23 protein-coding genes are annotated in these 24,948 nt (G+C 48.4%); 22 read left to right on the top strand and 1 reads right to left on the bottom strand.

Going from position 1 to position 24,948, the window contains the following annotated elements:
- The 9 genes from PG862_RS05875 (at window position 1) to nadA (ending at window position 10,292) form a co-directional block, all read left to right on the top strand.
- Complete coding sequence (locus PG862_RS05875; protein WP_022359839.1) at window positions 1–1,266, top strand: NAD(P)/FAD-dependent oxidoreductase; 1,266 nt, start codon at window positions 1–3, stop codon at window positions 1,264–1,266.
- On the top strand, window positions 1,266–1,628 hold the full coding sequence (locus PG862_RS05880; protein ID WP_117796435.1) for a DUF1667 domain-containing protein: 363 nt from the start codon (window positions 1,266–1,268) through the stop codon (window positions 1,626–1,628). Before PG862_RS05875 ends, PG862_RS05880 begins: the two co-directional genes overlap by 1 nt.
- Window positions 1,629–1,989: 361 nt before the next feature.
- Entirely contained in the window at window positions 1,990–2,802 is an 813-nt protein-coding gene (locus PG862_RS05885) for an HAD-IIA family hydrolase (protein WP_117796436.1), read from the top strand.
- A 1-nt stretch (window position 2,803) separates the two neighbouring features.
- Window positions 2,804–3,364 carry a glycerol-3-phosphate responsive antiterminator gene (locus tag PG862_RS05890; protein WP_107000135.1) on the top strand — a complete coding sequence of 187 codons (561 nt, stop codon included), beginning with the start codon at window positions 2,804–2,806 and terminating at the stop codon, window positions 3,362–3,364.
- 388 nt (window positions 3,365–3,752) lie between these two features.
- A complete protein-coding gene (gene pckA, locus PG862_RS05895) occupies window positions 3,753–5,357 on the top strand; it encodes a phosphoenolpyruvate carboxykinase (ATP) (RefSeq protein ID WP_107000134.1) in 1,605 nt (534 codons plus the stop codon).
- 304 nt (window positions 5,358–5,661) lie between these two features.
- On the top strand, window positions 5,662–7,206 hold the full coding sequence (locus PG862_RS05900; protein WP_270706830.1) for a Y-family DNA polymerase: 1,545 nt from the start codon (window positions 5,662–5,664) through the stop codon (window positions 7,204–7,206).
- On the top strand, window positions 7,207–7,755 hold the full coding sequence (locus PG862_RS05905) for a hypothetical protein (RefSeq protein ID WP_117796438.1): 549 nt from the start codon (window positions 7,207–7,209) through the stop codon (window positions 7,753–7,755).
- 426 nt (window positions 7,756–8,181) lie between these two features.
- Window positions 8,182–8,913 (top strand): hypothetical protein, encoded by a 732-nt coding sequence (locus PG862_RS05910; RefSeq protein ID WP_117796440.1) that lies wholly within the window; start codon window positions 8,182–8,184, stop codon window positions 8,911–8,913.
- Window positions 8,914–9,380: 467 nt separating this feature from the next.
- Window positions 9,381–10,292, top strand: coding sequence for a quinolinate synthase NadA (gene nadA / locus PG862_RS05915; RefSeq protein ID WP_117796479.1), 912 nt, complete (start codon window positions 9,381–9,383; stop codon window positions 10,290–10,292).
- 185 nt (window positions 10,293–10,477) lie between these two features.
- On the opposite strand, the gene PG862_RS05920 is transcribed toward nadA, so the two are convergent.
- The gene (locus PG862_RS05920) at window positions 10,478–10,984 is read right to left on the bottom strand and encodes a flavin reductase family protein (RefSeq protein WP_270706831.1); all 507 of its coding nucleotides are present in this window, start codon (window positions 10,982–10,984) and stop codon (window positions 10,478–10,480) included.
- Between the two features lie 431 nt (window positions 10,985–11,415).
- Between PG862_RS05920 and PG862_RS05925 the strand changes: the two genes are divergently transcribed.
- From PG862_RS05925 to speB, 13 genes are all read left to right on the top strand, one after another.
- Window positions 11,416–11,691, top strand: a complete 276-nt coding sequence (locus PG862_RS05925; RefSeq protein ID WP_107000128.1) for a Fur family transcriptional regulator — start codon at window positions 11,416–11,418, stop codon at window positions 11,689–11,691.
- Window positions 11,692–11,871: 180 nt separating this feature from the next.
- Entirely contained in the window at window positions 11,872–12,183 is a 312-nt protein-coding gene (locus PG862_RS05930; RefSeq protein ID WP_353784507.1) for a DUF6110 family protein, read from the top strand.
- Window positions 12,184–12,308: 125 nt separating this feature from the next.
- Window positions 12,309–14,408 (top strand): heavy metal translocating P-type ATPase, encoded by a 2,100-nt coding sequence (locus tag PG862_RS05935; protein ID WP_107000127.1) that lies wholly within the window; start codon window positions 12,309–12,311, stop codon window positions 14,406–14,408.
- 326 nt (window positions 14,409–14,734) lie between these two features.
- Complete coding sequence (locus PG862_RS05940) at window positions 14,735–15,676, top strand: aminotransferase class IV (protein WP_118651114.1); 942 nt, start codon at window positions 14,735–14,737, stop codon at window positions 15,674–15,676.
- A gap of 127 nt (window positions 15,677–15,803) precedes the next feature.
- Complete coding sequence (locus PG862_RS05945) at window positions 15,804–16,064, top strand: hypothetical protein (protein WP_270706832.1); 261 nt, start codon at window positions 15,804–15,806, stop codon at window positions 16,062–16,064.
- The gene (gene nhaC, locus PG862_RS05950) at window positions 16,065–17,213 is read left to right on the top strand and encodes a Na+/H+ antiporter NhaC (RefSeq protein WP_270706833.1); all 1,149 of its coding nucleotides are present in this window, start codon (window positions 16,065–16,067) and stop codon (window positions 17,211–17,213) included.
- A 120-nt stretch (window positions 17,214–17,333) separates the two neighbouring features.
- The gene (locus tag PG862_RS05955) at window positions 17,334–18,671 is read left to right on the top strand and encodes a Na+/H+ antiporter NhaC family protein (protein WP_270706834.1); all 1,338 of its coding nucleotides are present in this window, start codon (window positions 17,334–17,336) and stop codon (window positions 18,669–18,671) included.
- Between the two features lie 53 nt (window positions 18,672–18,724).
- Window positions 18,725–19,423 carry a FadR/GntR family transcriptional regulator gene (locus PG862_RS05960; protein ID WP_118468051.1) on the top strand — a complete coding sequence of 233 codons (699 nt, stop codon included), beginning with the start codon at window positions 18,725–18,727 and terminating at the stop codon, window positions 19,421–19,423.
- A 39-nt stretch (window positions 19,424–19,462) separates the two neighbouring features.
- On the top strand, window positions 19,463–20,230 hold the full coding sequence (locus tag PG862_RS05965) for a prolipoprotein diacylglyceryl transferase (RefSeq protein WP_118637040.1): 768 nt from the start codon (window positions 19,463–19,465) through the stop codon (window positions 20,228–20,230).
- 511 nt (window positions 20,231–20,741) lie between these two features.
- Window positions 20,742–21,509, top strand: coding sequence for an adenosylmethionine decarboxylase (gene speD / locus PG862_RS05970; RefSeq protein ID WP_118482030.1), 768 nt, complete (start codon window positions 20,742–20,744; stop codon window positions 21,507–21,509).
- A 61-nt stretch (window positions 21,510–21,570) separates the two neighbouring features.
- On the top strand, window positions 21,571–23,148 hold the full coding sequence (locus PG862_RS05975; protein ID WP_270234256.1) for an aminotransferase class I/II-fold pyridoxal phosphate-dependent enzyme: 1,578 nt from the start codon (window positions 21,571–21,573) through the stop codon (window positions 23,146–23,148).
- 28 nt (window positions 23,149–23,176) lie between these two features.
- The gene (speE, locus tag PG862_RS05980) at window positions 23,177–24,037 is read left to right on the top strand and encodes a polyamine aminopropyltransferase (protein ID WP_118637042.1); all 861 of its coding nucleotides are present in this window, start codon (window positions 23,177–23,179) and stop codon (window positions 24,035–24,037) included.
- A complete protein-coding gene (gene speB, locus PG862_RS05985; RefSeq protein WP_118472028.1) occupies window positions 24,018–24,893 on the top strand; it encodes an agmatinase in 876 nt (291 codons plus the stop codon). The genes speE and speB overlap by 20 nt, the downstream gene beginning before the upstream one ends.
- Window positions 24,894–24,948: the final 55 nt, after the last annotated feature.

Consider the following 24,948-nt stretch of genomic DNA (forward strand, 5'->3'; position numbering starts at 1 on the left):
ATGATTCAGCATGACATTGTAATTATCGGCGGAGGTCCGGCTGGACTGGCAGCGGCAGCAGCGGCAAAGAAAAGCGGCGCAGAGGATATTCTGATTCTGGAGCGCGACAGCGTGCTGGGCGGTATCTTAAATCAGTGTATCCACAATGGTTTTGGTCTTCATACCTTTAAAGAAGAACTGACCGGACCGGAGTATGCGGCACGTTATGAGGAAGAAGTGAAAAAGCTGGAAATTCCGTACCGCTTAAACAGCATGGTACTGGATATCAATAAAGACAAAGAGATCACAGTCGTAAGCCGCAGCGAGGGACTGGAGCTCATCAAGGCAAAAGCGATTATCCTGGCGATGGGATGCCGCGAACGTCCGAGAGGCGCCCTGAACATTCCGGGGTATCGTCCGGCAGGTATCTACACTGCTGGTACGGCACAGCGTCTCATGAACATCGAGGGACATATGGTCGGTAAAGAGGTTGTCATCCTCGGTTCCGGCGATATCGGACTGATCATGGCGAGACGTATGACACTGGAGGGCGCAAAGGTTAAGGTTGTAGCGGAGCTGATGCCGTATTCGGGCGGTCTGAAGAGAAATATCGTACAGTGCTTAAATGACTTTGATATTCCGTTGAAGTTAAGCCATACGGTTGTGAATATCGAGGGAAAAGAGCGCGTGAAAGGCATTACGCTGGCACAGGTCGGACCGGACCGCAAACCGATTCCGGGTACCGAAGAGCACTATGACTGTGATACGCTTCTGTTATCCTGTGGTCTGATTCCGGAGAATGAGCTGACGAGAAATATGGGCGTGGCGATGAACCCGGTTACCTCCGGCCCAATGGTCAATGACCGTCTGGAAACAGGCATCGAGGGTGTATTTGCCTGCGGCAACGTGCTTCATGTACATGATCTGGTTGACTATGTATCCGAGGAGGCAGCGCTGGCAGGACAGAACGCAGCGAAATATGTGAAATCCGGCGAGACGAAGAAAGGTCACAGCGTGACACTCAAGGCAGAAAATGGCGTCCGCTACACGGTACCGCAGTCGATCGATACCGAGGCGATGGCAGACAAGCTGACGGTTCGTTTCCGTGTGGCAGATGTTTATAAAAACCGCAGCATTTCCGTTTATTTTGACGGAGAGCGTGTGAGCAGCCGCAAAAAACGCGTGCTGGCACCGGGTGAGATGGAGCAGGTAATCCTGACGAAGGAAAGTCTGGAGAAATATCCGGATCTGAAAGAAATAACCATTTGCACGGAGGTGGATGAGTGATGGAAGTAAGAGAACTGACCTGTATCGGATGTCCGCTGGGCTGTCAGCTCACTGTGACGATGGGAAATGACGAGATCAAGGTAGAAGGAAATACATGCCCGCGCGGCGAGGCGTATGCAAAGAAAGAGGTAACCAATCCGACGAGAATCGTTACCTCAACGGTACGCGTCGAGGGCGGCACGATCGAGAGAACAGCGGTCAAGACGGCTTCGGATATCCCGAAGGGCAAAATCTTTGATTGCATGAAGGAGATCCGCGCCGTGAAGGTGGCTGCTCCGGTGCATATCGGGGATGTGATCATTGATGACTGCGCTGGAACTGGGATTGCAGTTGTGGCGAGCAAGAATGTAGAGCGGGCGTAAGGAACCGTGAAGTAACTGTTCACAGGTAGGAATTTTCTGAACTGAAAATTCCGTACGATACAGTTTTGGCAGCAGATTTTGCCGATTTGGAATGCGCAGCATCGGCAAAATCCCGTTGCTGGGCACACGTGTGTGAACAGTAACACCGTGAAGGCGACACCGACAGCCCCGACATAGAGTACATGATGAGAGATGGGAGGTTGTACAGACTCATAGAAAAAGTTTGTGCAGCTTCCCATTTTTGAAATTGAAATATATGAAAAACCTGCTTGCATATTTGGGCAGGATTGGATAAAGTTGTTTTGAAGAAAATCTTTTTTACAGGTACATATTTACAGAGATAAATTACAAGGAGAGAGGCATGGAAAAACGTGAAATTTTAAAGGAGACAGAACTGTTTGTCCTCGATATGGACGGGACGTTTTATCTGGATACGGATGTGCTCGACGGGGCGTTGGATTTCCTGGAGGAAGTGAAGAAAGCAGGGAAGAGATATGTATTTTTTACGAATAATTCGTCGAAATCTCCGAAAACATATATTGACAAACTGGCAAAAATGGGGTGTTATATTAAAAGGAATCAGATCATTACATCCGGGGATGTGATGATTCAGTATCTGAAAGAGTATTATCCTGAAAAGAAAGTCTATCTGGTGGGAACGCCGGATCTGGAGGAGAATTTCCGTGAAAATGGCATTCTTCTGACAGGGGAGATGCCGGATGTGGTCGTGATTGGCTTTGATATGACATTGACCTATGAGAAGCTGGAGCGTGCCTGCACGTATATCCGCAACGGCGCTGTGTTCCTGGCAACGCATCTGGATATCAACTGCCCGACGAAGGATGGTTTTATCCCGGACTGCGGCGCAATGTGCGCGGCAATCTCCTTATCGACCGGAAAGGAGCCGAAGTATGTCGGAAAACCATTCAAGGAGACCGTGGATATGGTTCTGGAGATGACCGGGGCAAAGCGCGAGGCAATGTCGTTTGTCGGCGACCGGATCTACACGGATGTGAAAACCGGCGTGGTAAATGGGGCACACGGAATCCTGGTGCTGACCGGCGAGACGAAGCTGGAGGATGTACCGAAGGCGGATGTCGTGCCGGATGCGATTTTCACAGGGCTGAAAGAGATGGGAGAAATACTCAAGACTATGAGAGAAGAGGAAGCATAGAATGACAATGCTTGAATTACTGGAGGAATCTCCGATAATCGCAGCGATTAAGAGCTGGGAAGGGCTGGAAAAAAGTCTTAAATCTGAATGTAAGGTAGTATTTGTGCTGTTTGGCACGATCTGTGATATTGATCAGATTGTAGCGCGCATCAAGGACGCCGGGAAGGTGGCGATCGTCCACGTGGATATGATCCAGGGACTGAGCACCAAGAGGGTGGCGGTCGATTTTATCGCCCACAATACGCGGGCGGACGGTATTATCAGCACAAAAAATACACTGGTGGAGCGCGCGAAGGAGATGGGACTTTATGCGATCCAGAGAACCTTTGTTGTGGATTCGATCGCACTCGATACATTGAAAAAACAGATCGAAATGTTCCGACCGGATGCAGTCGAGATCATGCCGGGGGTGATGCCGAAGATTCTTAAGATCATGCGCGAGTACACCGATATTCCGCTGATCGCCGGGGGACTGCTGTCTGACAAAAAAGATGTGATGGCGGCCTTTGAGGCGGGTACGGATGCCATTTCAGCGACGAATGAAGCGGTGTGGTACGTGTGATTTTAAAACTTAAACGATTTAGACGCTGTGAGTGACAGATATATTTGAAATAATGAAATTGATAAAAAAATATCAATCATTTCGCGATTTCGCTTGATTTTTTACCATGAATGCATTAGAATGATGAAGTAATCTCTTTTGGTAAAAATAGATAAAGAGAAGAAAAGGCGAGTTTTCGCATTGTACAAAATATAAGAACCGTGAAAAGGTAAAGCGGTTGCAAACTATACACATGTACAGTGGGGGACACTGAAATCCCCGGTTCGGTGAGAAATGTCAGACAAAATTTAAGTCGAACGTCCGTGAGACTTGGCGCATGATTCTGGTCAGCGAAGCTGACAATTTCACACAGACGGGAGCCGCCGGATAACAGGAAAGGGGTATTAAGATGGCTAAGATCGATTTAAGCAAGTACGGAATCACAGGAACAACGGAGATTGTTTACAACCCTTCTTATGAGATGCTGTTTGAAGAAGAAACCAAACCGGAGCTGGAGGGCTATGAAAAAGGTCAGGTCAGCGAGCTTGGTGCAGTAAACGTTATGACAGGTATTTATACCGGACGTTCCCCGAAAGACAAATTCATCGTTATGGATGAGAACTCTAAGGACACAGTATGGTGGACTTCAGACGAGTATAAGAACGACAACCATGTAGCATCCAAAGAGACCTGGAGCGCAGTAAAGGATATCGCTTTAAAAGAGCTCTCCAACAAGAGACTGTTTGTAGTAGATGCTTTCTGCGGCGCAAATAAAGACACCCGTATGGCGATCCGTTTTATTGTGGAGGTTGCTTGGCAGGCTCATTTCGTAAAGAATATGTTCATCGTTCCGACCGACGAAGAACTGGCTGATTTCGAACCGGACTTCGTAGTATACAATGCTTCCAAGGCTAAAGTTGAGAACTACAAAGAGCTTGGATTAAACTCTGAGACAGCTGTTGTCTTCAATATCACAAGCCGCGAGCAGGTTATCATCAACACCTGGTACGGTGGAGAGATGAAGAAAGGTATGTTCTCCATGATGAACTACTACCTTCCGTTAAAGGGCATCGCTGCTATGCACTGCTCCGCTAACACCGACTTAAATGGCGAGAACACCGCTATCTTCTTCGGACTTTCCGGAACTGGCAAGACTACCCTTTCTACCGACCCGAAACGTCTTCTCATCGGTGATGACGAGCACGGCTGGGATGACAACGGTGTATTCAACTTCGAGGGCGGCTGCTATGCGAAGGTTATCAACCTGGATAAAGAGTCTGAGCCGGATATCTACAACGCTATCAGACGTGATGCGCTGCTTGAGAACGTTACCCTGGATGAGAACGGCAAGATCGATTTCGCTGATAAGAGCGTAACCGAGAACACCCGTGTATCCTACCCGATCGATCATATTCAGAATATTGTACGTCCGGTATCCTCTGCACCGGCAGCTAAGAACGTTATCTTCCTGTCTGCAGACGCATTCGGAGTACTTCCGCCGGTATCTATCCTGACACCGGAGCAGACACAGTACTACTTCTTATCCGGATTTACAGCAAAACTGGCTGGTACCGAGCGCGGCATCACCGAGCCGACCCCGACCTTCTCTGCTTGCTTCGGACAGGCTTTCCTGGAGCTGCATCCGACCAAATATGCAGAAGAACTGGTTAAGAGAATGGAGAAGAGCGGAGCAAAAGCTTACCTCGTAAATACAGGCTGGAACGGAACCGGCAAACGTATCTCCATCAAAGATACCCGTGGTATCATCGATGCTATCTTAAACGGAGATATCCAGAAGGCTCCGACCAAGAAGATCCCGTACTTCAACTTCGAAGTACCGACCGAGCTTCCGGGCGTAGATCCGGCTATCCTGGATACCCGTGATACCTATGCAAACGAGGCTGAGTGGGAAGAGAAAGCAAAAGACCTGGCAAGCCGCTTCATCAAGAACTTCGCTAAATACGAAGGCAACGAAGCTGGCAAGGCTCTGGTAAAGGCTGGTCCGCAGTTATAATGCCAGAAATAAATGGTAAATAAATCCAAGAGGTAAACTTGGTGAGATAGAAAACCTCCGGTTTGTTTGGATGAGAAATGTGATTCTCATTCGAATGGACTGGAGGTTTTTGGTTACAGCAAAACACATGTTTGGATTTGAGTATTTCGTGAAGCTGATGGTTATGCTATAATACAAGCACGTAGTGAGTTTTTAACTGGATTTTCATGTGTACGCTCGGAATCTTTCTGTGCTTGATTTTGTGAGATGATTTTTTACCAGTGGTGCTCAAATTTTAAATTCATAGAGAAGGGAGGAGCCTGCCATGCAGAAAACAGTTTCCAGGCGCGCGTACATTGCCATTGATTTAAAATCGTTCTACGCATCGGTCGAGTGCATCGAGCGCGGTCTGGATCCGTTGACGACGAATCTGGTCGTGGCGAATCCATCGCGGACGGAGAAAACGATCTGTCTGGCGGTATCGCCGCCGCTGAAATCCTATGGTGTGCCGGGGCGTCCCAGGTTATTTGAGGTGATTCAGCGGATTAGGGAAGTCAATGAGGAACGCCGCAGACGGGCGCCGGGACGCCAGTTCCGGGATAAATCGTGGAGAAATGATGAATTAAAGGCGGATCCGTCGCTGGCGGTCAGCTATCTGGTTGCGCCGCCGAGAATGGCGCACTATATGAAATGGAGCACGCAGATCTACCAGATTTATCTCCGGTATGTGGCACCGGAGGACATCCATGTGTATTCGATCGACGAGGTATTCATGGATGTTACGGAATATCTGGGAATTTACAAGGTTTCGCCGCGCGAGCTGGCAAAGCGCATCATCCGCACGGTGTTAAAGGAAACAGGCATCACGGCGACGGCGGGGATTGGGACGAACCTGTATCTGTGCAAGGTGGCGATGGATATTGTGGCGAAGCACGTGGAAGCGGACAAGGACGGCGTGCGGATTGCCGAGCTGGATGAGCAGAGTTATCGGGAGCTTTTGTGGACGCATGAGCCGCTGACTGATTTCTGGCGGGTTGGACCGGGCTATCAGAAGAAACTCTGGCAGGCGGGACTTCGGACAATGGGCGATATTGCGCGTTGTTCACTGGGAAAACCGGGCGAGTTTTACAGCGAGGAACTGCTGTACCAGATGTTCGGCATCAACGCCGAGCTTCTGATTGACCATGCGTGGGGCTATGAGTCGTGCACGATCGCACAGATACGGGCGTACAAGCCGCAGAGCAGCAGCCTGGGCTGCGGACAGGTGCTTCACTGTCCGTACACGGCGGACAAGGCGCGGATCGTGGTTCAGGAGATGATTGACGGGATCTCGCTGGAGCTGGTGGAAAAACGGCTAGTGACCGATCAGCTCGTTCTAACGGTCGGATATGACATCGAAAACCTGACCCGCCCGGAGATACGGAAAGTATACAAGGGACCGGTGACAACCGATCGCTACGGGCGGCGTGTGCCGAAGCATGCACATGGAACGTGGAATCTGCCGCGTGCGACTTCGTCCTCAAGCGAGCTTCTGGAGGCGATGGCGGCTCTGTATGATAAGATTGTCAACCCGGCACTTCTCATCCGCCGGATGTCGCTCTCGGCATGCCATGTGGTAAATGAGAAAATGGCGAAAGAGCGTGAACAGAAGGAAACATTTGAACAGCTTGATTTGTTTACCGATTACGCAAAGAAGGAAGCAAAAGAGAAGGAAGAACAGAAAAAACGCGAGCGGGAGCGCCGGATGCAGGAAGCGCTTCTGACGATCAAGAAAAAATATGGAAAAAATGCGGTGCTGCGCGGGATGAACTTTGAGGAAGGCGCGACCGCCAAGGAGCGGAACGGGCAGATCGGGGGGCATCAGGCGTAGATGGAAGATCAATATAGAGTGAATGAATTTGAAAACTTAAAAGGTGGACGAAGCCAAACCCAAAAAGGGCAGGAAAGTGACGCCCAGCGCCGCTACGGCGATATCCTCGGTCATTCTTACCCATTTCCCTTGCGCCATGCACGGATGCCGGTGGAGGACCGGGCGGCGCAGTTTGCCTCGTTTGCCGCACTGAATGGCTATGAGGAGGCGGTAGAGGAGGAGGCGCGTCTGACCGAGCGGGAGATCGATCTGGATGACAGCGTGCGTGAGATGATCAATCAGACGCTTGTGGAAGCGGAGGAGCAGCTGATGCGTGGCGAGACGGTTCGGCTTTCTGTGACCTGGTTCCAACCGGACGTGCACAAGGATGGCGGCGCTTACCGAACGGCAGCAGGACGATTGAAGAAAATCGACTATTACCGGCAAGTTTTGTGGTTGGCGGAAATAAGGAGTGGAAATCAGCCTGGACTTGAAAATATAGGCGGGGAGATCGCGGTAAATTTTCCACAGATCTGCCGTGTGGAGCTGATAGAAGAGGAAGTGGAGTGAAATGTTACATGGCAGCACAGTTGCTGAAGCTTTGTATGGACCTCCTGACCGGCAAAGGAAAATATCGTTACTGTTTACGGGTAGGCACTTTTGGAACCGAAAGTGCCGTAAGAAAACGTGGTGGCAGCAGGAATTGCCGTATTTAAATGCGAAGCCACGGCAAATTCCGTTACTGGGCACGTATGCGTGAACAGTAATAAAATATCAGAAATCCGTAAGAAAAAAGCACTTTTACTTTTGAATGAAATAGGGTAGACTGTTAGAACAGAGAAAACCAGATAGAAGAGCTGAATACAGAGTATAAAGAAAAATATTTCACTGGTTTTAGAAACTAAAAAGTGCCTGGGAAGTTTTGAAAAATTTCAGAGAAGTCCCTGGGAACAGATAGGGAGCAGGCATAAGAACAGTCGGAAGGAGATTCAAATTATGAAAAAAAAATCGTTATATATTGCGGGGATTTGTGCAGCACTGTCGGTAGGTGCGCTTGGGTGCGCTTCCAGTGCAAAAGCGGGCGATGAGGAGAATAAGACGGCTGTCGAAGATACGAAGGCAGCTGGGGAGACTACTGCAGCGGAAACCAGCGAGAGTAATACGGTTATCGAGAAAAACGCCCCGTCCGGTCCGGCATCCGGTACAGGAAAGAAGGTTTCATCCGAATTTATTTGTGTTTATGGTCCGGTTTCGGAGGTTACCAGTGATTCCGTCACGATTGACAATCAGTCGGGAATCAGCAGTGCCGGCGAGATGGTGATCACATTTTCACCGGAAACGCCGATTTTTGACGCAGAGACAGGCAATCCGGTCGATATGACCGAGGCGGAGACGGGAACCGTTGTATATGCCTACATCGGGGAGGCGATGACGATGAGCGAGCCGCCTATCACGAACGGACAGCTCTTCTTCGTCCATGTAACCGATGTGAGCGCCGTGCCGGTTTACACAGAGATCGAGTCGGTGAAAAAGAGTGCCGAGAATGATGATACCGTCTATGTGAAAGCAGAGGATGGCGTGACTTATACTATCAGCGCTGAGACACATATTCTGCCGTATTTAACCCGGAACATCGTGACCGCAGACGATCTGGAATCGGGAAAGAAATGCGCGATCTGGGCGGACGCGGAAGGAAAGGTATCGAGACTGGTGCTGTTTCAGCAATAAGGGCGGATGTGCATAAAGCGATAAAATTATAAATATGTCATGTAGATCGGACGGTTTGAACAGTGAAAAACACAGCGAAAAACCGTCCGATTTTTGGTTTGACTTTTTGTTGCACAGTAAAATACATTTGTGAAACAAAAAAATTGCATAAATGCATATTGGCTGCTCTGGTTGAAGCGCCGGAAAAGCAGACTTTCAGTCTGTATGTAGATGAATTGCTATATGACAAGACAGATGTAATAAAAAGTGTCAAAATTTCATTGACACAGCTTTTCTCTTAGAGGTATAATCACAGAAGTTTACCGTGTGGAAGCTATATGGACAGAGAAATATGGCGTGGCAAAGATGTCGGATACATAGTAAAGAAGAAAATGAACCGCAGCTGTCGGAAAAATGGTATGGTTTCTGTCAATCGATGGGGATTCGGAAGCGTGAACAGAGCGGTGAAAAAAGGAGAGGGAAAAGAGATGGATCAGGAGATAAAGCAGCGGATCGAGACATTAAAAAAAGAGAAGGATGCCGTGATTCTGGCACATTATTACGTAGATGGAGAAGTGCAGGAGATTGCCGATTATGTGGGCGATTCGTATTATCTGGCGGAGCTGGCGACGACGGTGCCGCAGAAGACGATCATTTTCTGTGGCGTGTCATTTATGGGCGAGAGTGCGAAGATTTTAAGCCCGGAGAAGACGGTTATCATGGCAGACCGGAGCGCGGACTGTCCGATGGCTCACATGGTTGAGGTGGAGAAGATCCGCGAAGTACGCAAAGAGTATCCGGATGTAGCCGTTGTCTGTTATGTGAACTCGATGGCGGAGATCAAGGCAGAATCGGATGTCTGTGTTACCTCATCGAATGCACTCAAAATCGTGAAAAAACTGCCGAACAAGGATATTTTCTTTATTCCGGATGAGAATCTGGGACGTTTTATCGCAAAAAAAGTGCCGGAGAAACATTTTATTTTCAATGACGGTTTCTGCCATGTACATAAGAGTATTCATGCGGAAGATGTAAAGAAAGCAAAAGAGCTGCATCCGGAGGCAGTTGTGCTGGCGCATCCGGAGTGTACCGGCGATGTGCTGGAGCTGGCAGATTTTGTCGGAAGTACCTCCCAGATTATTGATTATGCGACGAATTCGGATGAGAAAGTCTTCCTGATCTGCACCGAGATGGGCGTGTTCTATGAACTGCTGCAGAAGAACCCGGAGAAGAAGTTTTTCTCCGTAGGTCACCGTCAGTTTTGCCCGAATATGAAGAAGATTCATCTGGACAGCGTACTGCGGGCGCTGGAAAATCCAGAGGAGGAAGTGGAGATGGATGAGGCGATGCGGCAGAGGGCGGTTGGTCCGCTGGCGCGGATGCTGGAATTGGCAAAATAAAGGAATAAATAAAGACACAATATAAACAAATAGACCCAAAAGGATCATTCAAAGGATTCCCACAGAAAATGCTGCAAATCAGCGTTTCCGGCTGTGATTGCCTGTCAGGAAAACATACAATCACAGCTAGAGACCAGACAGCGGCATTTCCTGTGGGATTTAAATTTTAAATGGAGCGGCTCTGCTTATTCAGCCACAACCGCTTTCACAATCTCCGCAATATACATATCATGATAGTCCTTCTCCGGATAGAACTTGCTGTCAGCGTCCTTATCGATAAAATCTGCCGGATTCATGGATGTGCGGTACATTTTGCGGCAGATGAGGATGGTGTCAGCTTCTTCAAATGCCGGTACGCCGTCGATGAAGACCGGGGTCAGGCCGGCTTCCTTGATTTTGTCGTGGTCACGGCCGGATACGGAGCCGCAGAGTTTGAGGTCATCGCGGTGTCCGTCTTTTAAAAAGCTGACGGAGAAGAGTTCTTCTTTGTCTATAAATTCTTTGGTGTAGCGCTGGGGACGGATATAGCAGGTAACAGCCGGTTTGCCCCAGAATACGCCTGCGCCGCCCCAGCTGGCAGTCATGGTGTTGAATTTATCCTCGGTGCCGGCGGTTAAAAGCATCCAGTCGGAACCGATGCGGGTAAACGGGTTAAAATTTAATTCTTCTGGCTTTATTTCTTTGAAGCTCATCGAAAAATCCTTCCTTTCCTGTCTGAATTGATTATTCTGTGAGTACCTTACCATTATCAGAGAAGAAAATCAAATATATTTTCGAAAATTCATTGACAGATGAGAAAAAAAGAGGTAGTCTTTAAATTAAGGTTAGAGACATCTAACTTGAGTTGCGGCATTCTAACCTGAGTTTGTTCATGCTAATTATGTTTTGTTTTTGATGAAACACAATATAATATGAGCACTTAGTGCGAGTCGTATCTAAGGACTTAATGAGGCTGAGCCAGAGGCAAAAGCGGAATTTAGTACTTGCAAAAAGAGTGGCAAGCAGAGTATGCTATATATTTTAAACGAACAGTTAGTCTGCGCTAATAAAAAGCCGGGTTGTGGACGGAAACGGCAGATGTGCGGAAAAATAATTTAGAAGATATGGAAAGAGAGATGATACGATGCAGCAGAGAGAGCAGATTATCAGCGAACTGAAGAGACGGGGGAAACGGATGACCGATCAAAGAAAGATCATGTTGGATGTGATCCTGGAGGGAAGATGGAGCAGTTGTAAGGAGATCTACTACGAGGCATCCAAGCGCGACCCGGGGATCGGCAAGGCAACGGTGTACCGGATGATTGCAGTGCTGGAAGAAATCGGCGTTTTAAACCGTTGCCGCCAGTATTCTCTGCGGAATGAGGATGAGCTGTCAAGTATAACTTCGGATGCTAGCTGATAAAAAATCTCAATAAGAAAAGTTAGGTTTGACTATCATGGGGGTAAGCTGTTACCATCTACTTGTACCTCAGAAATGAGTCATTAAACGCAGCAATATTCGCATTTGAAATGGAATAAATAGTTTTCAAAAATCATATGTGAATATAATTTAGATAATATCAGAGGAGGAGTAATCATGATGGACATTTTCAAATTAAAAAAATTAGGTTTATTTGCAGGCGGCGTTTTGTTCGGAACAGCAGGTGTTAAGATTCTTGGCAGCGAGGATGCAAAGAAATTTTACGTAAACTGCGTAGCTGCCGGACTTCGTGCACGTGATTGTGTGATGACCACCGCTACCAATATTCAGGAGAACGCTGAAGACATCCTGGCTGAGGCAAAGCAGATCAACGAGGCTCGCGGCTATGAGAGCTTTGGTGAGGATGAGGATTTCAACGAGACTGCTGAGGCAACCGAGGCTGCACCGGAGGCTGAGAAGGCAGAGCAGTAATTGCGGATGTCTGGAGTGAATCAGAAGAGATTCCGAGAATACATTAAAAATAAAAGGGGGCTGCCGCAGGATAGCATACGATGCTGTTTCGCGGCAGCTCTTCTATAGCCGGAGGAAGATGAATCATGAAATTCATTATAAAGCATGAAATCAAAGGAAGAATCCGTATCAGCCTTGCCCGGAAATTCCATACCGTGCGCGAAGCGGATGTTCTGGAACAGTATCTGCTTGGTCTGGACGGCGTGACGGCGGCTAAGGTGTATGAGCGGACAGCAGATGCGGTTATCTATTATAAGGAGGATCGGGAGGCGGTACTCGTACAGGTAGCGGCGTTTGATGGTCAGATTACCGAAAAACAGGAGATGGCAGTTAAAAGCAGCGGACGCGCCCTGAATCAGGAGTACAAAGAAAAGTTGATTCAGAAGGTACTGACCCGTTTTGCGACGAAGACATTTCTACCGGCGCCGGTCCGTGCGGTATACACATCCGTGCAGGCGATCCGTTATATCGTGAAAGGTATCCACTGCCTCGTATTTAAGCGCAAGCTGCATGTGGAGGTGCTGGATGCGACGGCGATCAGTGTTTCCCTTCTGCGCCGCGATTTCAATACGGCTGGCTCCGTTATGTTCCTGCTCGGCGTCGGTGAGCTTCTGGAGGAGTGGACACATAAGAAATCCGTTGGTGATCTGGCGCGGAGCATGTCCTTGAACGTGGAAAAGGTCTGGAAGAAAGTGGACGGGACCGAAGTCCTTGTACCGCTTTCGGATGTTACCGCAGGTGATGAGCTGACCGTCCATATGGGTACAGTGATTCCGCTGGATGGTGTCGTAGTGAGCGGCGAGGCGATGATCAACCAGGCTTCGATGACCGGCGAATCCCAGCCGGTCAGAAAAGAGCCGGGCAGCTATGTTTACGCAGGAACCGCGCTGGAAGAGGGAGAGATTACCTTCAAGGTAGAAAAATCCGCCGGATCCACCCGTTATGAGCGTATCGTACAGATGATCGAGGATTCGGAGAAGCTCAAATCATCCGTTGAAGGCAAGGCGTCGAACCTGGCAGATGCACTCGTTCCGTGGAGTCTGGGCGGTACCGCGCTTACCTATCTGTTGACCCGCAATGCGACGAAAGCACTGTCGATTCTGATGGTTGATTTCTCCTGCGCACTGAAGCTGGCAATGCCGCTTGCAGTCCTGTCTGCGATGCGTGAGGCAAGCCAGCATCACATTACGGTCAAGGGCGGCAAGTTTCTGGAGGCTGTTGCCGAGGCGGAGACGATCGTATTTGACAAGACCGGAACCCTGACCAAGGCAAAACCGGTTGTATCCGATGTAGTATCTTTCAATGGCATGGAGAAGGAAGAACTGCTTCGTATCGCAGCCTGCCTGGAAGAACATTTCCCGCATTCGATGGCAAACGCGGTCGTACAGGAAGCGAAAAAACGTCATCTGGTACATGAGGAGATGCACTCGAGAGTGGATTACATCGTAGCGCACGGTATCGCTACCTATGTGGGCGAAGAACGCGTCGTGATTGGAAGCCACCATTTCGTATTTGAGGATGAGAAGTGCACACTGCCGGAGGATGGAAAAGAGAAGTTTGAGAACCTTCCGGAAAATTGTTCCCATCTTTACATGGCAATCGGCGGACAGCTTGCAGCCGTTATCTGCATCGAGGATCCGCTGCGTGAGGAAGCACCGTCTGTCATCCGCCAGTTAAAAGAGGCTGGATTTAAGCGCATTGTCATGATGACCGGCGACAGCGAGCGGACCGCAGCGGCGATCGCGAAGAGGGTCGGCGTGGATGATTATTTCTCCGAGGTACTTCCGGAGGATAAGGCGCGCTTTGTTGAGGAGGAGAAGGCGAAAGGCCACAAAGTTATCATGATCGGTGACGGCATCAACGATTCACCGGCCCTGTCAGCGGCAGACGCGGGCATCGCAGTCAGCGAGGGCGCGGAGATTGCCAGAGAGATCGCGGATATCACGATCAAGAAAGATTCCCTGGATGAAGTCGTGCTTCTGCGTCATCTGAGCATGGATCTGATGAAACGTGTCCATGGAAACTACCGTTTCGTTATCAGCTTCAACCTAGGTCTGATTCTCTTAGGCGTGGCTGGTATCATCACACCGTCGATGTCGGCGCTGCTGCACAACAGCTCGACACTGGCGATCAGCTTAAAGAGCATGACGAACCTGCTGCCGGAGGAAGAGCGGGAAGAGGCATAAAAATGCGCCCTGCTTAGTTGACTTTTAATAAAATATAATAAAAATAGACGGGCAGAAAGAATGAAAAGGAAATTTTATTCTTTCTGTCTGTTTTTTTGCGTTAAATTGCGAAAAAGTAAAACTAAATACTGTACTATATTCTGTAAAAATCTAACAATGAATCAAATGACACTAAACATATAAATGTGTGTTTATAACAGTTATAAATTTTAGTATTGACATACAGATGAAATGTGATATGATCATAATGTAAATGGACTTACCAATTTACCATTATACCAAAAGATAATCAAAGAAATAAAAAGATAATTGAAGGAGGAACGGATATGTATAAGTTATCACAGTTGACAGAAGATGGTTCTATTATGTTACACGGACAGAAAATTGCAGATACAATCCTTTATGTAAATGGAGATTTTGTTAAAAAATCAGAAGCCGTTATCTCCGTATATGACAGTGGTTTTCAGCATGGAGATGGCGTATATGAAGGAATCCGTGCATATGGACGAAAAGTATACCGTCTGGATGAGCATATCAAACGTCTGTATGAGTCCTGCTACACGCTGGGAATCGATATAGGAAAGACCAAAGATGAGATGAAGGAAATTGTAAAAGAGCTGATTCGTCGAAATCTGGATGCAGGATTTACTGATTTACATATGCGTTTACAGGTGACGCGCGGATTTAAAGCACAGACAGGTATGCATCCGACTTTAAATGTGACGAATGCGTCGATCGTTATCTGTGTGGATCAGAAACCCCCTATTTTCAATAAAGAGGGAATTACGCTGGTAACAACCTGGCTGAAACGCTATTCCCCGTCTTACATGGATCCGAAGATTCATTGCTGCAACCAGCTGAACCAGATTATGGCGGCGTGTGAGGCAATCCGTCAGGGAGCGGATGAAGCAATTATGCTTGACCAGAATGGTTATGTGGCGGAGACAAACTCTACGAACTTACAGATGATTAAAGATGGAGCATTAATACTTCCGACTTTAGATTCACAGCTTCCGGGAATTACGAGAAAAACAATGATTCAGATAGCAAAAGAGATGGGAATGGAAGTACAGGTAAGAAACGTATCTGTTTCAGAGTATTACAATGCGGATGAGGTATTTATCTGTGGTACAGTCGGAGAAGTGGTTCCGGTTAAAATGATCGATGGAAAGAAGATTGGTACACAGATTCCTGGTCCGATAACAGAAAAGTTTTCACAGGAATATAAGAAGATGACAGAAACGCTGGGAGTGTCGATTGATGATTGAACATCATAAAAGAAAGTGCACTCTGTGAGGGAACGGGTAAAACCGTAAGCGTGAGATTCATATAGGGGTTTATAAAGAGGGATGGTAGAAGAGAAACATATGATTCGAGCGAAAGGACGGAATGAATATGAAAGAGAAAAGAAAACCGGGTTTTGGGGCTGCGATGCTTCCAATATTGGTGATGGCGTTCGTGTTGGGAATTGGTTTTGGAAAGTTCAGACTAAGTGTGGAAGTACTCTTACTTGTTTGTTCCTTCTTTACGGTGCTTTTAGGATTGTTTTATGGAACAACCTGGAATGAGATTGCAGATGCGGTTTCGGAAAAGATAGGAAAGTCATTTATGGCGATTTTTATCTTTGTATTTGTTGGAATGATTATCGGAACCTGAATGTTATCAGGAACAATTCCTATGTTGATTTATTATGGCCTGAAGCTCTTAAATCCACAGCTGTTTCTGATATCGGCTTTTGTGATTACAGTAATTGTTTCTGTGTGTACGGGAACCAGTTTTGGATCGGTCGGAACCGTCGGGCTGGCACTTATCGGAGTAGCGCAGGGATTGGGCGTTAATCTTCCGGCAGCAGCGGGCGCAATTATTTCAGGTGCTTATTTTGGAGATAAAATGTCACCGCTTTCAGATACGACAAATCTGGCTCCGGTAGCAGCCGGAACCACATTGTTTAAACACATCCGGCATATGTTTTATACGACGGTCCCGGCGGCGCTTGTCTGCTTAGTGGTATATTTTATAGCTGGACGTACTGGAATGGTGGTTTCATCGGTCGATGCATCTGCGGCAAATGAGATGACGGAGGGGCTTGCTTCTATTTATCATTTTAATGTGTTTTTATTGCTTCCTCTGGTGGTTGTGCTGGTTGGTTCAGCGATGGGAAAACCAACGATTCCGGTTATGTTTACAGCATCGGTTCTGGCGGGAGTTTTAGCGATTGTATTTCAGGGAGCGACGATTGCAAAGGTAATTTCGGCAGCATATAGCGGATTTTCTTTATCCATGCTGGGAATTGATCCGGAAACAGTGACAGGAAGCATTAAAACGCTGGTAGAGCGGGGCGGAATGACAAGCATGATGGCAACGGTGCTGAAAGTGCTCTGCGCATTTCTATTTGCAGGTGCTATGAGTGCGGCTGGTTTTATGAATGCAATCTTGGAAAAATTGAAAACATTCGTACACAGTGACGGAACTTTGATTCTGGTAACGGTTATTTCAGTCTTGATTATTGCGCTGATTGTTGGAAATGCATATATTCCGATTTTGATGGGCGGAGAATTGTTCAGTGAGTCCTTTAAGGAAAGAAATCTGGCACCGCAAAATCTTTCCAGAACACTGGAAGATGCAGGAACCTGTTCCATTCCTCTGGTTCCGTGGTCAGCGGGAGGCGCGTATATGTCGGGAACGCTGGGAGTCTCTACGTTCGCATATGCCCCGTGGGCAATCTTTTGTTACGCAGGTTTTTGTTTTGCGGTTCTCTGGGGCTTTACCGGGTTTGGAATCAAGAAATTAAACAAGGATAAATAAGACGTTCATTAAGTAAGTCAAACAGATGTAGGATGGGGAGAGAAAACCTGTTTTACATCTGTTTTTCTAATTAAAAGGGTTATTTGAACGTTGCAGTGGAAAAAAGAAACAGGAGGAATGATGGGGGCAGAAAAATTAGATAAAAAACGATCGGGAGCTTTGGTGGGAGGAATTTTCCTGATTCTGGCAGTTCCAGTATGCGGGATCCAAGTACCGGTGCAGGCATTCTTTTTTCTTGCATGGATCTACGTGATTCTGTTTTTAGAAGCAAATTCTTATTCCTGGAATGAGCTTCAGGAAGCAATGGTTCATTCTTGCACAAGGGCAGTTTCACCTATCTTTTTTCTTTTATGTGCAGGAGCGATGACAGGAATATGGAATCTGTCAGGTACGATTCCAGGACTGACGTATACAGGAATTTTGTGGATTCGTCCGGAATGGTATCCGGTCACCGCGTATGTAGGATGCTTTCTGTTTAGTTTTCTGACTGGCAGTGTGTTTAGTTCCTGTGGAACCATGGGAATCCTATTTTTAAATATTGGAACAAGTATGGGATATGAAGAGAAAATAGCAGCAGCTGTTATAATAGCCGGAGCATTTTGCGGCTATGGGATTTCTCCGATGTCGGATTTTGTGAATTTACTTTCATCCAGTGTTGAAATAGAACTGGCGAAAACCTTGAAAGCAGAACGAAATAGTATCATTCCAACCATATGCGTTTGTCTGGCAGGCTGTTTTTATGCGGGATGGAAGAATGCAGAACTGGCAGGAATATCGATACAGGAAAGCAGTAAAATGATTCAAATATTCGGGGAAATGTGCCTGGGAATGCCCGTGTATATACCGGCTGCAGTGGTTCTTATATTTATGTTAATGAGAAAAAACGCCATCCATGCGTTGATGGCAGGCTGCGTGTCTGGGATGGCAGTGGCATTTTTTTACCAGAAATATCGATGGCAGACAATTTTGAATGTTTTATGGAATGGACCGGACCAAGGATCCTATTTTCACAGCGGAGGTATCAGCAGCATGGCTGGGACGGTTCTTTTGTTCCTTTTAGCGTTTAGTTTGTTTGGAATGCTTGAAAAAAGCGGGGCGATCCGATGCATGATGCAGCCGTTGTTTAAGTGGGCGGATACAGAGAAAAAAGGAAATATAGCAGCAATTTTATTTGTTTTTGTAGTAAATGTTTTTTCAGCATCGGCGATGTGTTCCCTGGTGATATCCGTCTCCTGCCTGATGCCGGTGTATGATGAAAAAGGCTGGAAACGGGAGAAAATGATTCATTCGCTCTTTCTGGGCGCTTTATACATGAGTCTTCTGGTCCCGTGGCATTCCAATGTTGTAACGCCGATGGGACTGTTGGGAGTAGCACAGGGAGGCGCTTGTATTTTTTGGATTGTGCCGGTGCTGGAGGTTGTCTGCTATCTATTAACATTTGTTTTTTCACATAAATAATGATATAATCGATAGGCGTTAGGGAACGTAAATCAGCAGGAGGGAGACTGAGAATGTTTCAGCCAATCGAAGAAAATGTTTCAGTATATAAGAAGGTAGTCGCACAGATCCAGGAAATGATCATGCACGGCGAATTAAAAAAAGGTGACCGGCTTCCGCCGGAGCGCCAGTTAGCCGAGATGCTCGGAGTTGGGCGACCGGCGCTCAAGCAGGCGATCAGTGCGCTGGAAGTGCTGGGGATTATCCGCAGCCGTCAGGGAGACGGCAATTATATTACGGCGGACACGGTCGAGGTGATCAATCCGCTGGCAATGCAGTTTTACTTAAAAAACGGCAAGATGGATGATATTCTGGAATTCCGCTATATCATGGAGGTGCAGATGGCGTCGCTTGCGGCCGCCAAGATCACGGAAGAGGAGATCGGGGAGTTTCAGGCGCTGATGGATTCGATGAAAGAGGCGATTGCGGGCGGAGCCGATCTGAAGACGCGCCAGTATTACAATAACCTGTTCCATTTCCGGGTGGTGAACCTCTCTGGAAACCAGCTGATCCGCCTGATTTATTCGAGCATCATGGATCTGGTGTCGGATCAGATCCGCCAGACGGACGGCATGTATTTCTATGAGAGCCATCTGAAGATTTTCGAGGCAATCAAGAACCGTAACCCGAAAGAAGCGGCGTACTATATGGCAGAACACTTCCAGAATAAGTTCCCGAATTATCAGTATTATATGGACGTTCATGCGTTGTAGGAAATTGTAGGAAAGAAGAGAACGGAGGACAAGTATTTCATGAAAAATGACTTATTCACAATCGGCAGCATCACGATCCACGGCTACGGTCTGATGATCGGCATCGGCATTATCGCTGCGTATTACCTGGCAGAGTACCGGGCAAACAAGCGGGGGATGGATGTCGATATGATCCTCTCGATCGCGATCTGCGGTGTTGTATGTGGAATTTTAGGTGCAAAACTTCTGTACTATGTCACAATCTTTGACGAAATTCTGGCAAACCCGAAGAAATTGTTAGATATCAGCGATGGATTTGTTGTGTACGGCGGCATCATCGGCGGCGTGCTGGGCGGCTATGTGTTGAGCCGGATCAAGCATATTTCCTTTTTCCAGTATGCGGATCTGGTCATGCCGTCGGTTGCGCTCGCGCAGGGCTTTGGACGGATCGGCTGTTTCCTGGCTGGCTGCTGCTACGGTATGCCGACCCACAGCCATTTTGCGATCGTGTTCCACGATTCGGACTTTGCCCCGAACAACATTCCCCTGGTTCCGACCCAGCTCATCTCAAGCGGTCTGGATTTTCTGCACTGCCTGCTGCTTCTCTATGCGGCGAAAAAGTGCAAAAAACAGGGGCAGGTGGTATCACTGTATCTGATCTGCTACAGTCTGGGACGCTTCGTGCTGGAATTTTTCCGCGGTGATTTGAACCGGGGAGCGGTCGGATCCCTCTCGACTTCACAGTTTATCTCGTTGTTTATCTTTGCGGCGGGCGTGGCGATGTTTGCGTTCTGCGGGAAGCGGACGGAAGTACCGTTAGAAAAGTGAAAATTTTCAAATGTCAACCCAAATAAAAATCATTCTTGACATTTTACCAAAATTGCTGTATGATACCTCTGATATGGAAAATCTTAACATTTTAAGAGTCATCCATGCAAATATATCTGACCACCTGTGAAACAGGGAATGGCCATACGGACAGCCGGGTCAAATGCCGATTGGCAGTGCGAACTGCCCTATTGATTGAGTTAAAAGCTCAATTTTATAAGTTGGTTACTTTACAACCAGTGCTCATGCACATCAACTTGTAAAACGGTCAATAAGAGTGGTAAAAGTAGATATTTGCTATATAGACTCTGAATGTAAGATTTCTGTGGATAAAAAGGTTTGAAGCAATGTGCAGTATATGCGGTAAATAGGGACAAGGGAAGATTTCGCAGATATACGGCAGATTTGTAAAAATAGAGCGAAGCAGGAAAAGAACGTTTTTGCGGACGATGTGGAGACACATCATCCGCTTTTTTGATCAACACCATTTATATTTCAGGAGAAGGAAGATATGGATCACAGCGAAAAATTAAAATTATACGGCTTTAATAACCTGACAAAGGCGCTTAGCTTTAATATCTATGATGTCTGTTATGCCAAGACACCGAGGGAGCAGAAGGATTATATTGCCTACATCGATCAGCAGTACAATTCGGAACGCCTGACCCGGATCCTAACATCGCTGACGGATATGATCGGGGCGCGGGTATTGAGTATTTCCCAGCAGGACTACGATCCGCAGGGGGCTTCGGTCACGCTTCTGATTGCAGAAGGCTCGATGGTGCCGGTGCAGGGGGAGACGCAGGTGGCGCATCTGGACAAGAGCCATGTGACCGTCCATACCTATCCGGAATACCATCCGGAAACCTGTCTGGCGACCTTCCGGGTGGATATCGATGTGGCGACCTGCGGGGAGATCACGCCGCTTTCGACACTCGATTACCTGATCGGTTCGTTTGATTCGGACATCATCACGATGGACTACCGGGTGCGTGGGTTCACGCGGGATGTGGATGGAAAAAAGCTGTTTATGGATCGTGAGATCCGCTCGATTCAGGATTATATCTCCAAGGAAACGCTGCGGCGCTACGATGTGGTCGATATCAATGTGTACGAGGCAAATCTGTTCCATACCAAGATGATGCTGAAAGAGATCGACCTGCAGAATTATCTGTTTAAGACAGATGTCTATGAACTTCCGCCGACCACCAGGCTCAGTATTATGGACAGCCTGCGGCGGGAGATGATTGAAATTTTCAGCGGAAGAAATGTGTTTTAAAAGAAATGCTTTTTGAGAGGAAAGAGAATGGTTTGACTGGAAAATACGATAGAAGAAACGAATGAGTGAGTTTCAGGAGGAACGGCAGATGGAAGAAGAGAGAAGAAATCTGGAGCCGGGTGTCGGAAGGAGTACACGGCGCAGAAGGGAAGCTTCAGGACAGAAGGAAACAGGGGAAGGCAGTCGAAGAGATGACGCGCTGACCCAGGAGCGCGCGCCGATCTATGAGGCGCTGGAAGCATTTCAGAAGATGCGCGTGGTGCCGTTTGATGTTCCGGGGCACAAGAGGGGGCGCGGCAACCCGGAGCTGACGAAACTTTTAGGAGAGACCTGCATGCGGCTGGACGTCAATTCCATGAAGCCGCTCGATAACCTCTGCCACCCAGTGTCTGTCATCGCGGATGCAGAGCAGCTGGCGGCTGAGGCATTCGGGGCGGCACACGCATTCCTGATGGTCGGCGGTACGACATCGGCGGTCCAGAGCATGGTGCTGACGGCAGTCAAGCGGGGCGAGAAGATTATATTGCCGCGAAATGTCCACCGCAGCGTCATGGGCGCGATGGTGCTTGGAGGCGCGGTTCCGGTCTATGTGAATCCGGCTGGCGATAAGAGACTGGGGATTCCTCTTGGAATGCGTGTGGAAGATGTGCGCCGGGCGATCAAGGAAAATCCAGATGCTAAGGCGGTGTTTGTGAACAATCCGACGTATTACGGCATTTGTTCGGATCTGCGCTCGATTGTAAAGCTGGCACATGAGCATGGGATGTTGTGTTTAGCTGATGAGGCGCATGGAACCCATTTTTATTTCGGGGAAAATATGCCGGTTTCCGCGATGGCAGCTGGGGCGGATATGGCGGCGGTTTCGATGCACAAATCAGGCGGAAGCCTGACGCAGAGCTCGATTCTTCTGACGGGTCCGGGTATGTCCGCCGGGTATGTCCGCCAGATTATCAATCTGACGCAGACGACGAGCGGTTCCTACCTGCTCCTTTCCAGCCTCGATATCTCCAGACGGAACCTGGCGCTTCGCGGGCGTGAGGCATTTAAGCAGGTGGTGGAGCTGGCGGAGTATGCGAGAACAGAAATCAACCGGATTGGCGGTTATTATGCCTATTCGAAGGAGCTGGTAAACGGCGACAGCATTTATGATTTCGATGTGACCAAACTTTCAATTCACACGCGCGATATCGGGCTGGCGGGGATCGAGGTTTATGATCTTCTCCGGGACGAGTACGATATCCAGGCGGAATTTGGTGATTTGGGAAATATTCTGGCATATCTCTCCATCGGTGATCGGCAGCGGGAGGTAGAGCGCCTGGTCAGCGCGCTGGCGGAGATCAAGCGCCGGTTCAGCCGGGATAAATCGACGCTGATGGATTTTGATTACATTGAACCGATCGTGGCGATGTCGCCGCAGGAGGCATTTTATGGGGAAAAAGAATCCCTTCCGATCCGCGAGACAGCCGGGCGTGTGTGCAGTGAGTTTGTCATGTGCTACCCGCCTGGCATTCCGATTCTGACGCCGGGCGAGCAGATCACGGAAGAGATCATTGACTACATTGCGTATGCGCTGGAAAAAGGATGTTCAATGACCGGACCGGAGGATCCGGGGATTGAGCGCCTGAATGTGCTGAAATAGATAAGCAGTAGATAGAAAGGGGAAAATTATGAATTTCTGGTTTTCAGAGAATCATACGCCAAATGTAAAACTTTCCATCCGGGTGGATCGCCAGCTTTACAGCGGAAAGAGCGAGTTTCAGCGGATCGATGTCTTTGACTCGCCGGAATTTGGGCGGTTTCTGACTTTGGATGGATATATGATGCTGACGGAAAAGGATGAATTTATCTATCATGAAATGATCACGCATGTGCCGATGGCAGTGCATCCGTTGGTCAAAAAGGTACTGGTAATTGGAGCCGGGGATGGAGGCGTGATCCGGGAGCTGACCCGCTATCCGGAGATCGAGCACATCGACATGGTGGAGATCGACCCGCTGGTGCTGGAGGTCTGCCGGAAATATCTGCCAAAGACAGCGTGCCGTCTCGATGATCCGAGACTCTCGATCCACTATGAGGATGGGCTGAAATATGTCCGCTTTAAGGAAAATGAATACGATCTGATCATCGTGGATTCGACCGACCCGTTTGGACCGGGCGAGGGGCTTTTTACCCGGGAATTTTACGGGAACTGCTATAAGGCATTAAAAGAGGACGGCATCATGGTCAATCAGCATGAAAGCCCGTTTTATGCCGAAGACGCGGAGGCGTGCAAGCGGGCTCATAAGAGGATCGTGGAGTCATTTCCCATCAGCCGCGTCTATCAGGCGCATATCCCGACCTACCCGTCCGGGCACTGGCTGTTTGGATTTGCGTCGAAGAAATACCATCCGTTAAAGGATTTGGATGAGACAAGATGGAACCTGCGGGGACTGGATTGCCGGTATTATACGACGACCCTGCATAAAGGGGCATTTTACCTGCCGGCATATGTGGAGGAGATGTTAGAAGATGTTGAAGGCAAATATTGAGACGTTTCTGGCGTGTGACGCCAGCTATGAGAAGGCGGGGATCGTGCTCTACGGCGCGCCGTTTGACTCGACCACTTCGTACCGCCCGGGCACCCGGTTCGGCTCACGGGCGATCCGCTCGGAATCCTATGGGCTGGAATCGTATTCGCCGTACCAGGATCGTGATCTGACCGATTACGCCGTGTTTGACGCGGGCGATCAGGAGCTCTGCTTTGGCGATGCATCGTTAGCGTTAAAGGATCTGCGGGAGCGGGCGGCGGAGATAGCCGGGGATGGCAAGATCCCATTTATGCTGGGCGGCGAGCACCTGGTGACGCTGGCACCGGTGCAGGCACTGGCAGAGAAATATCCGGATCTGCATATCATCCATTTTGATGCACATGCCGATCTGCGGGACGATTATCTGGGCGCGAAACTTTCGCACGCCTGTGTGCTGCGCCGCTGCTGGGAGGTTCTGGGAGATGGCAGGATCACGCAGTTTGGTATCCGCTCTGGCGACCGGGAGGAATGGCGCTGGGGAAAAGAACACGTGACGACGCATCCATTTATCGTGGATATGGAAGTCCTTCAGGAAACTCTTCGGAAACTGGAAGGAAAACCGGTGTATTTTACCCTGGATTTGGATGTGCTGGATCCGAGTGTGTTTCCGGGAACAGGAACGCCGGAACCGGGCGGAATCAGTTTTGAGGAACTTCGACGGGCAGTCACGCAGATCTGCAGTGCAGCTTGGATTGTTGGATGTGATGTGAATGAATTATCCCCGGCGCTGGATGCGTCCGGTGCATCGACGGCGGTGGCGTGCAAGATTGTAAGGGAGATGCTGCTGGCGCTGTTGGGAAATCCAAAGATTAAGTAAGAAATGTTTTTGGCGGGTCCCAAGGTCAAAAATTCTCCTGCAAGCAAGCTTGCGT

The organism is Clostridium fessum (assembly GCF_027698965.1).
Classification (GTDB): Bacteria; Bacillota; Clostridia; order Lachnospirales; family Lachnospiraceae; genus Otoolea; species Otoolea fessa.

What these genes read in the sequence shown, in the direction of transcription:
- PG862_RS05875 (WP_022359839.1), top strand. Translation starts at nt 1, where the DNA reads ATGATTCAGCATGACATTGTAATTATCGGCGGAGGTCCGGCTGGACTG.
- PG862_RS05880 (WP_117796435.1), top strand. Translation starts at nt 1,266, where the DNA reads ATGGAAGTAAGAGAACTGACCTGTATCGGATGTCCGCTGGGCTGTCAG.
- PG862_RS05885 (WP_117796436.1), top strand. Translation starts at nt 1,990, where the DNA reads ATGGAAAAACGTGAAATTTTAAAGGAGACAGAACTGTTTGTCCTCGAT.
- PG862_RS05890 (WP_107000135.1), top strand. Translation starts at nt 2,804, where the DNA reads ATGACAATGCTTGAATTACTGGAGGAATCTCCGATAATCGCAGCGATT.
- pckA (WP_107000134.1), top strand. Translation starts at nt 3,753, where the DNA reads ATGGCTAAGATCGATTTAAGCAAGTACGGAATCACAGGAACAACGGAG.
- PG862_RS05900 (WP_270706830.1), top strand. Translation starts at nt 5,662, where the DNA reads ATGCAGAAAACAGTTTCCAGGCGCGCGTACATTGCCATTGATTTAAAA.
- PG862_RS05905 (WP_117796438.1), top strand. Translation starts at nt 7,207, where the DNA reads ATGGAAGATCAATATAGAGTGAATGAATTTGAAAACTTAAAAGGTGGA.
- PG862_RS05910 (WP_117796440.1), top strand. Translation starts at nt 8,182, where the DNA reads ATGAAAAAAAAATCGTTATATATTGCGGGGATTTGTGCAGCACTGTCG.
- nadA (WP_117796479.1), top strand. Translation starts at nt 9,381, where the DNA reads ATGGATCAGGAGATAAAGCAGCGGATCGAGACATTAAAAAAAGAGAAG.
- PG862_RS05920 (WP_270706831.1), bottom strand. Translation starts at nt 10,984, where the DNA reads ATGAGCTTCAAAGAAATAAAGCCAGAAGAATTAAATTTTAACCCGTTT.
- PG862_RS05925 (WP_107000128.1), top strand. Translation starts at nt 11,416, where the DNA reads ATGCAGCAGAGAGAGCAGATTATCAGCGAACTGAAGAGACGGGGGAAA.
- PG862_RS05930 (WP_353784507.1), top strand. Translation starts at nt 11,872, where the DNA reads ATGGACATTTTCAAATTAAAAAAATTAGGTTTATTTGCAGGCGGCGTT.
- PG862_RS05935 (WP_107000127.1), top strand. Translation starts at nt 12,309, where the DNA reads ATGAAATTCATTATAAAGCATGAAATCAAAGGAAGAATCCGTATCAGC.
- PG862_RS05940 (WP_118651114.1), top strand. Translation starts at nt 14,735, where the DNA reads ATGTATAAGTTATCACAGTTGACAGAAGATGGTTCTATTATGTTACAC.
- PG862_RS05945 (WP_270706832.1), top strand. Translation starts at nt 15,804, where the DNA reads ATGAAAGAGAAAAGAAAACCGGGTTTTGGGGCTGCGATGCTTCCAATA.
- nhaC (WP_270706833.1), top strand. Translation starts at nt 16,065, where the DNA reads ATGTTATCAGGAACAATTCCTATGTTGATTTATTATGGCCTGAAGCTC.
- PG862_RS05955 (WP_270706834.1), top strand. Translation starts at nt 17,334, where the DNA reads ATGGGGGCAGAAAAATTAGATAAAAAACGATCGGGAGCTTTGGTGGGA.
- PG862_RS05960 (WP_118468051.1), top strand. Translation starts at nt 18,725, where the DNA reads ATGTTTCAGCCAATCGAAGAAAATGTTTCAGTATATAAGAAGGTAGTC.
- PG862_RS05965 (WP_118637040.1), top strand. Translation starts at nt 19,463, where the DNA reads ATGAAAAATGACTTATTCACAATCGGCAGCATCACGATCCACGGCTAC.
- speD (WP_118482030.1), top strand. Translation starts at nt 20,742, where the DNA reads ATGGATCACAGCGAAAAATTAAAATTATACGGCTTTAATAACCTGACA.
- PG862_RS05975 (WP_270234256.1), top strand. Translation starts at nt 21,571, where the DNA reads ATGAGTGAGTTTCAGGAGGAACGGCAGATGGAAGAAGAGAGAAGAAAT.
- speE (WP_118637042.1), top strand. Translation starts at nt 23,177, where the DNA reads ATGAATTTCTGGTTTTCAGAGAATCATACGCCAAATGTAAAACTTTCC.
- speB (WP_118472028.1), top strand. Translation starts at nt 24,018, where the DNA reads ATGTTGAAGGCAAATATTGAGACGTTTCTGGCGTGTGACGCCAGCTAT.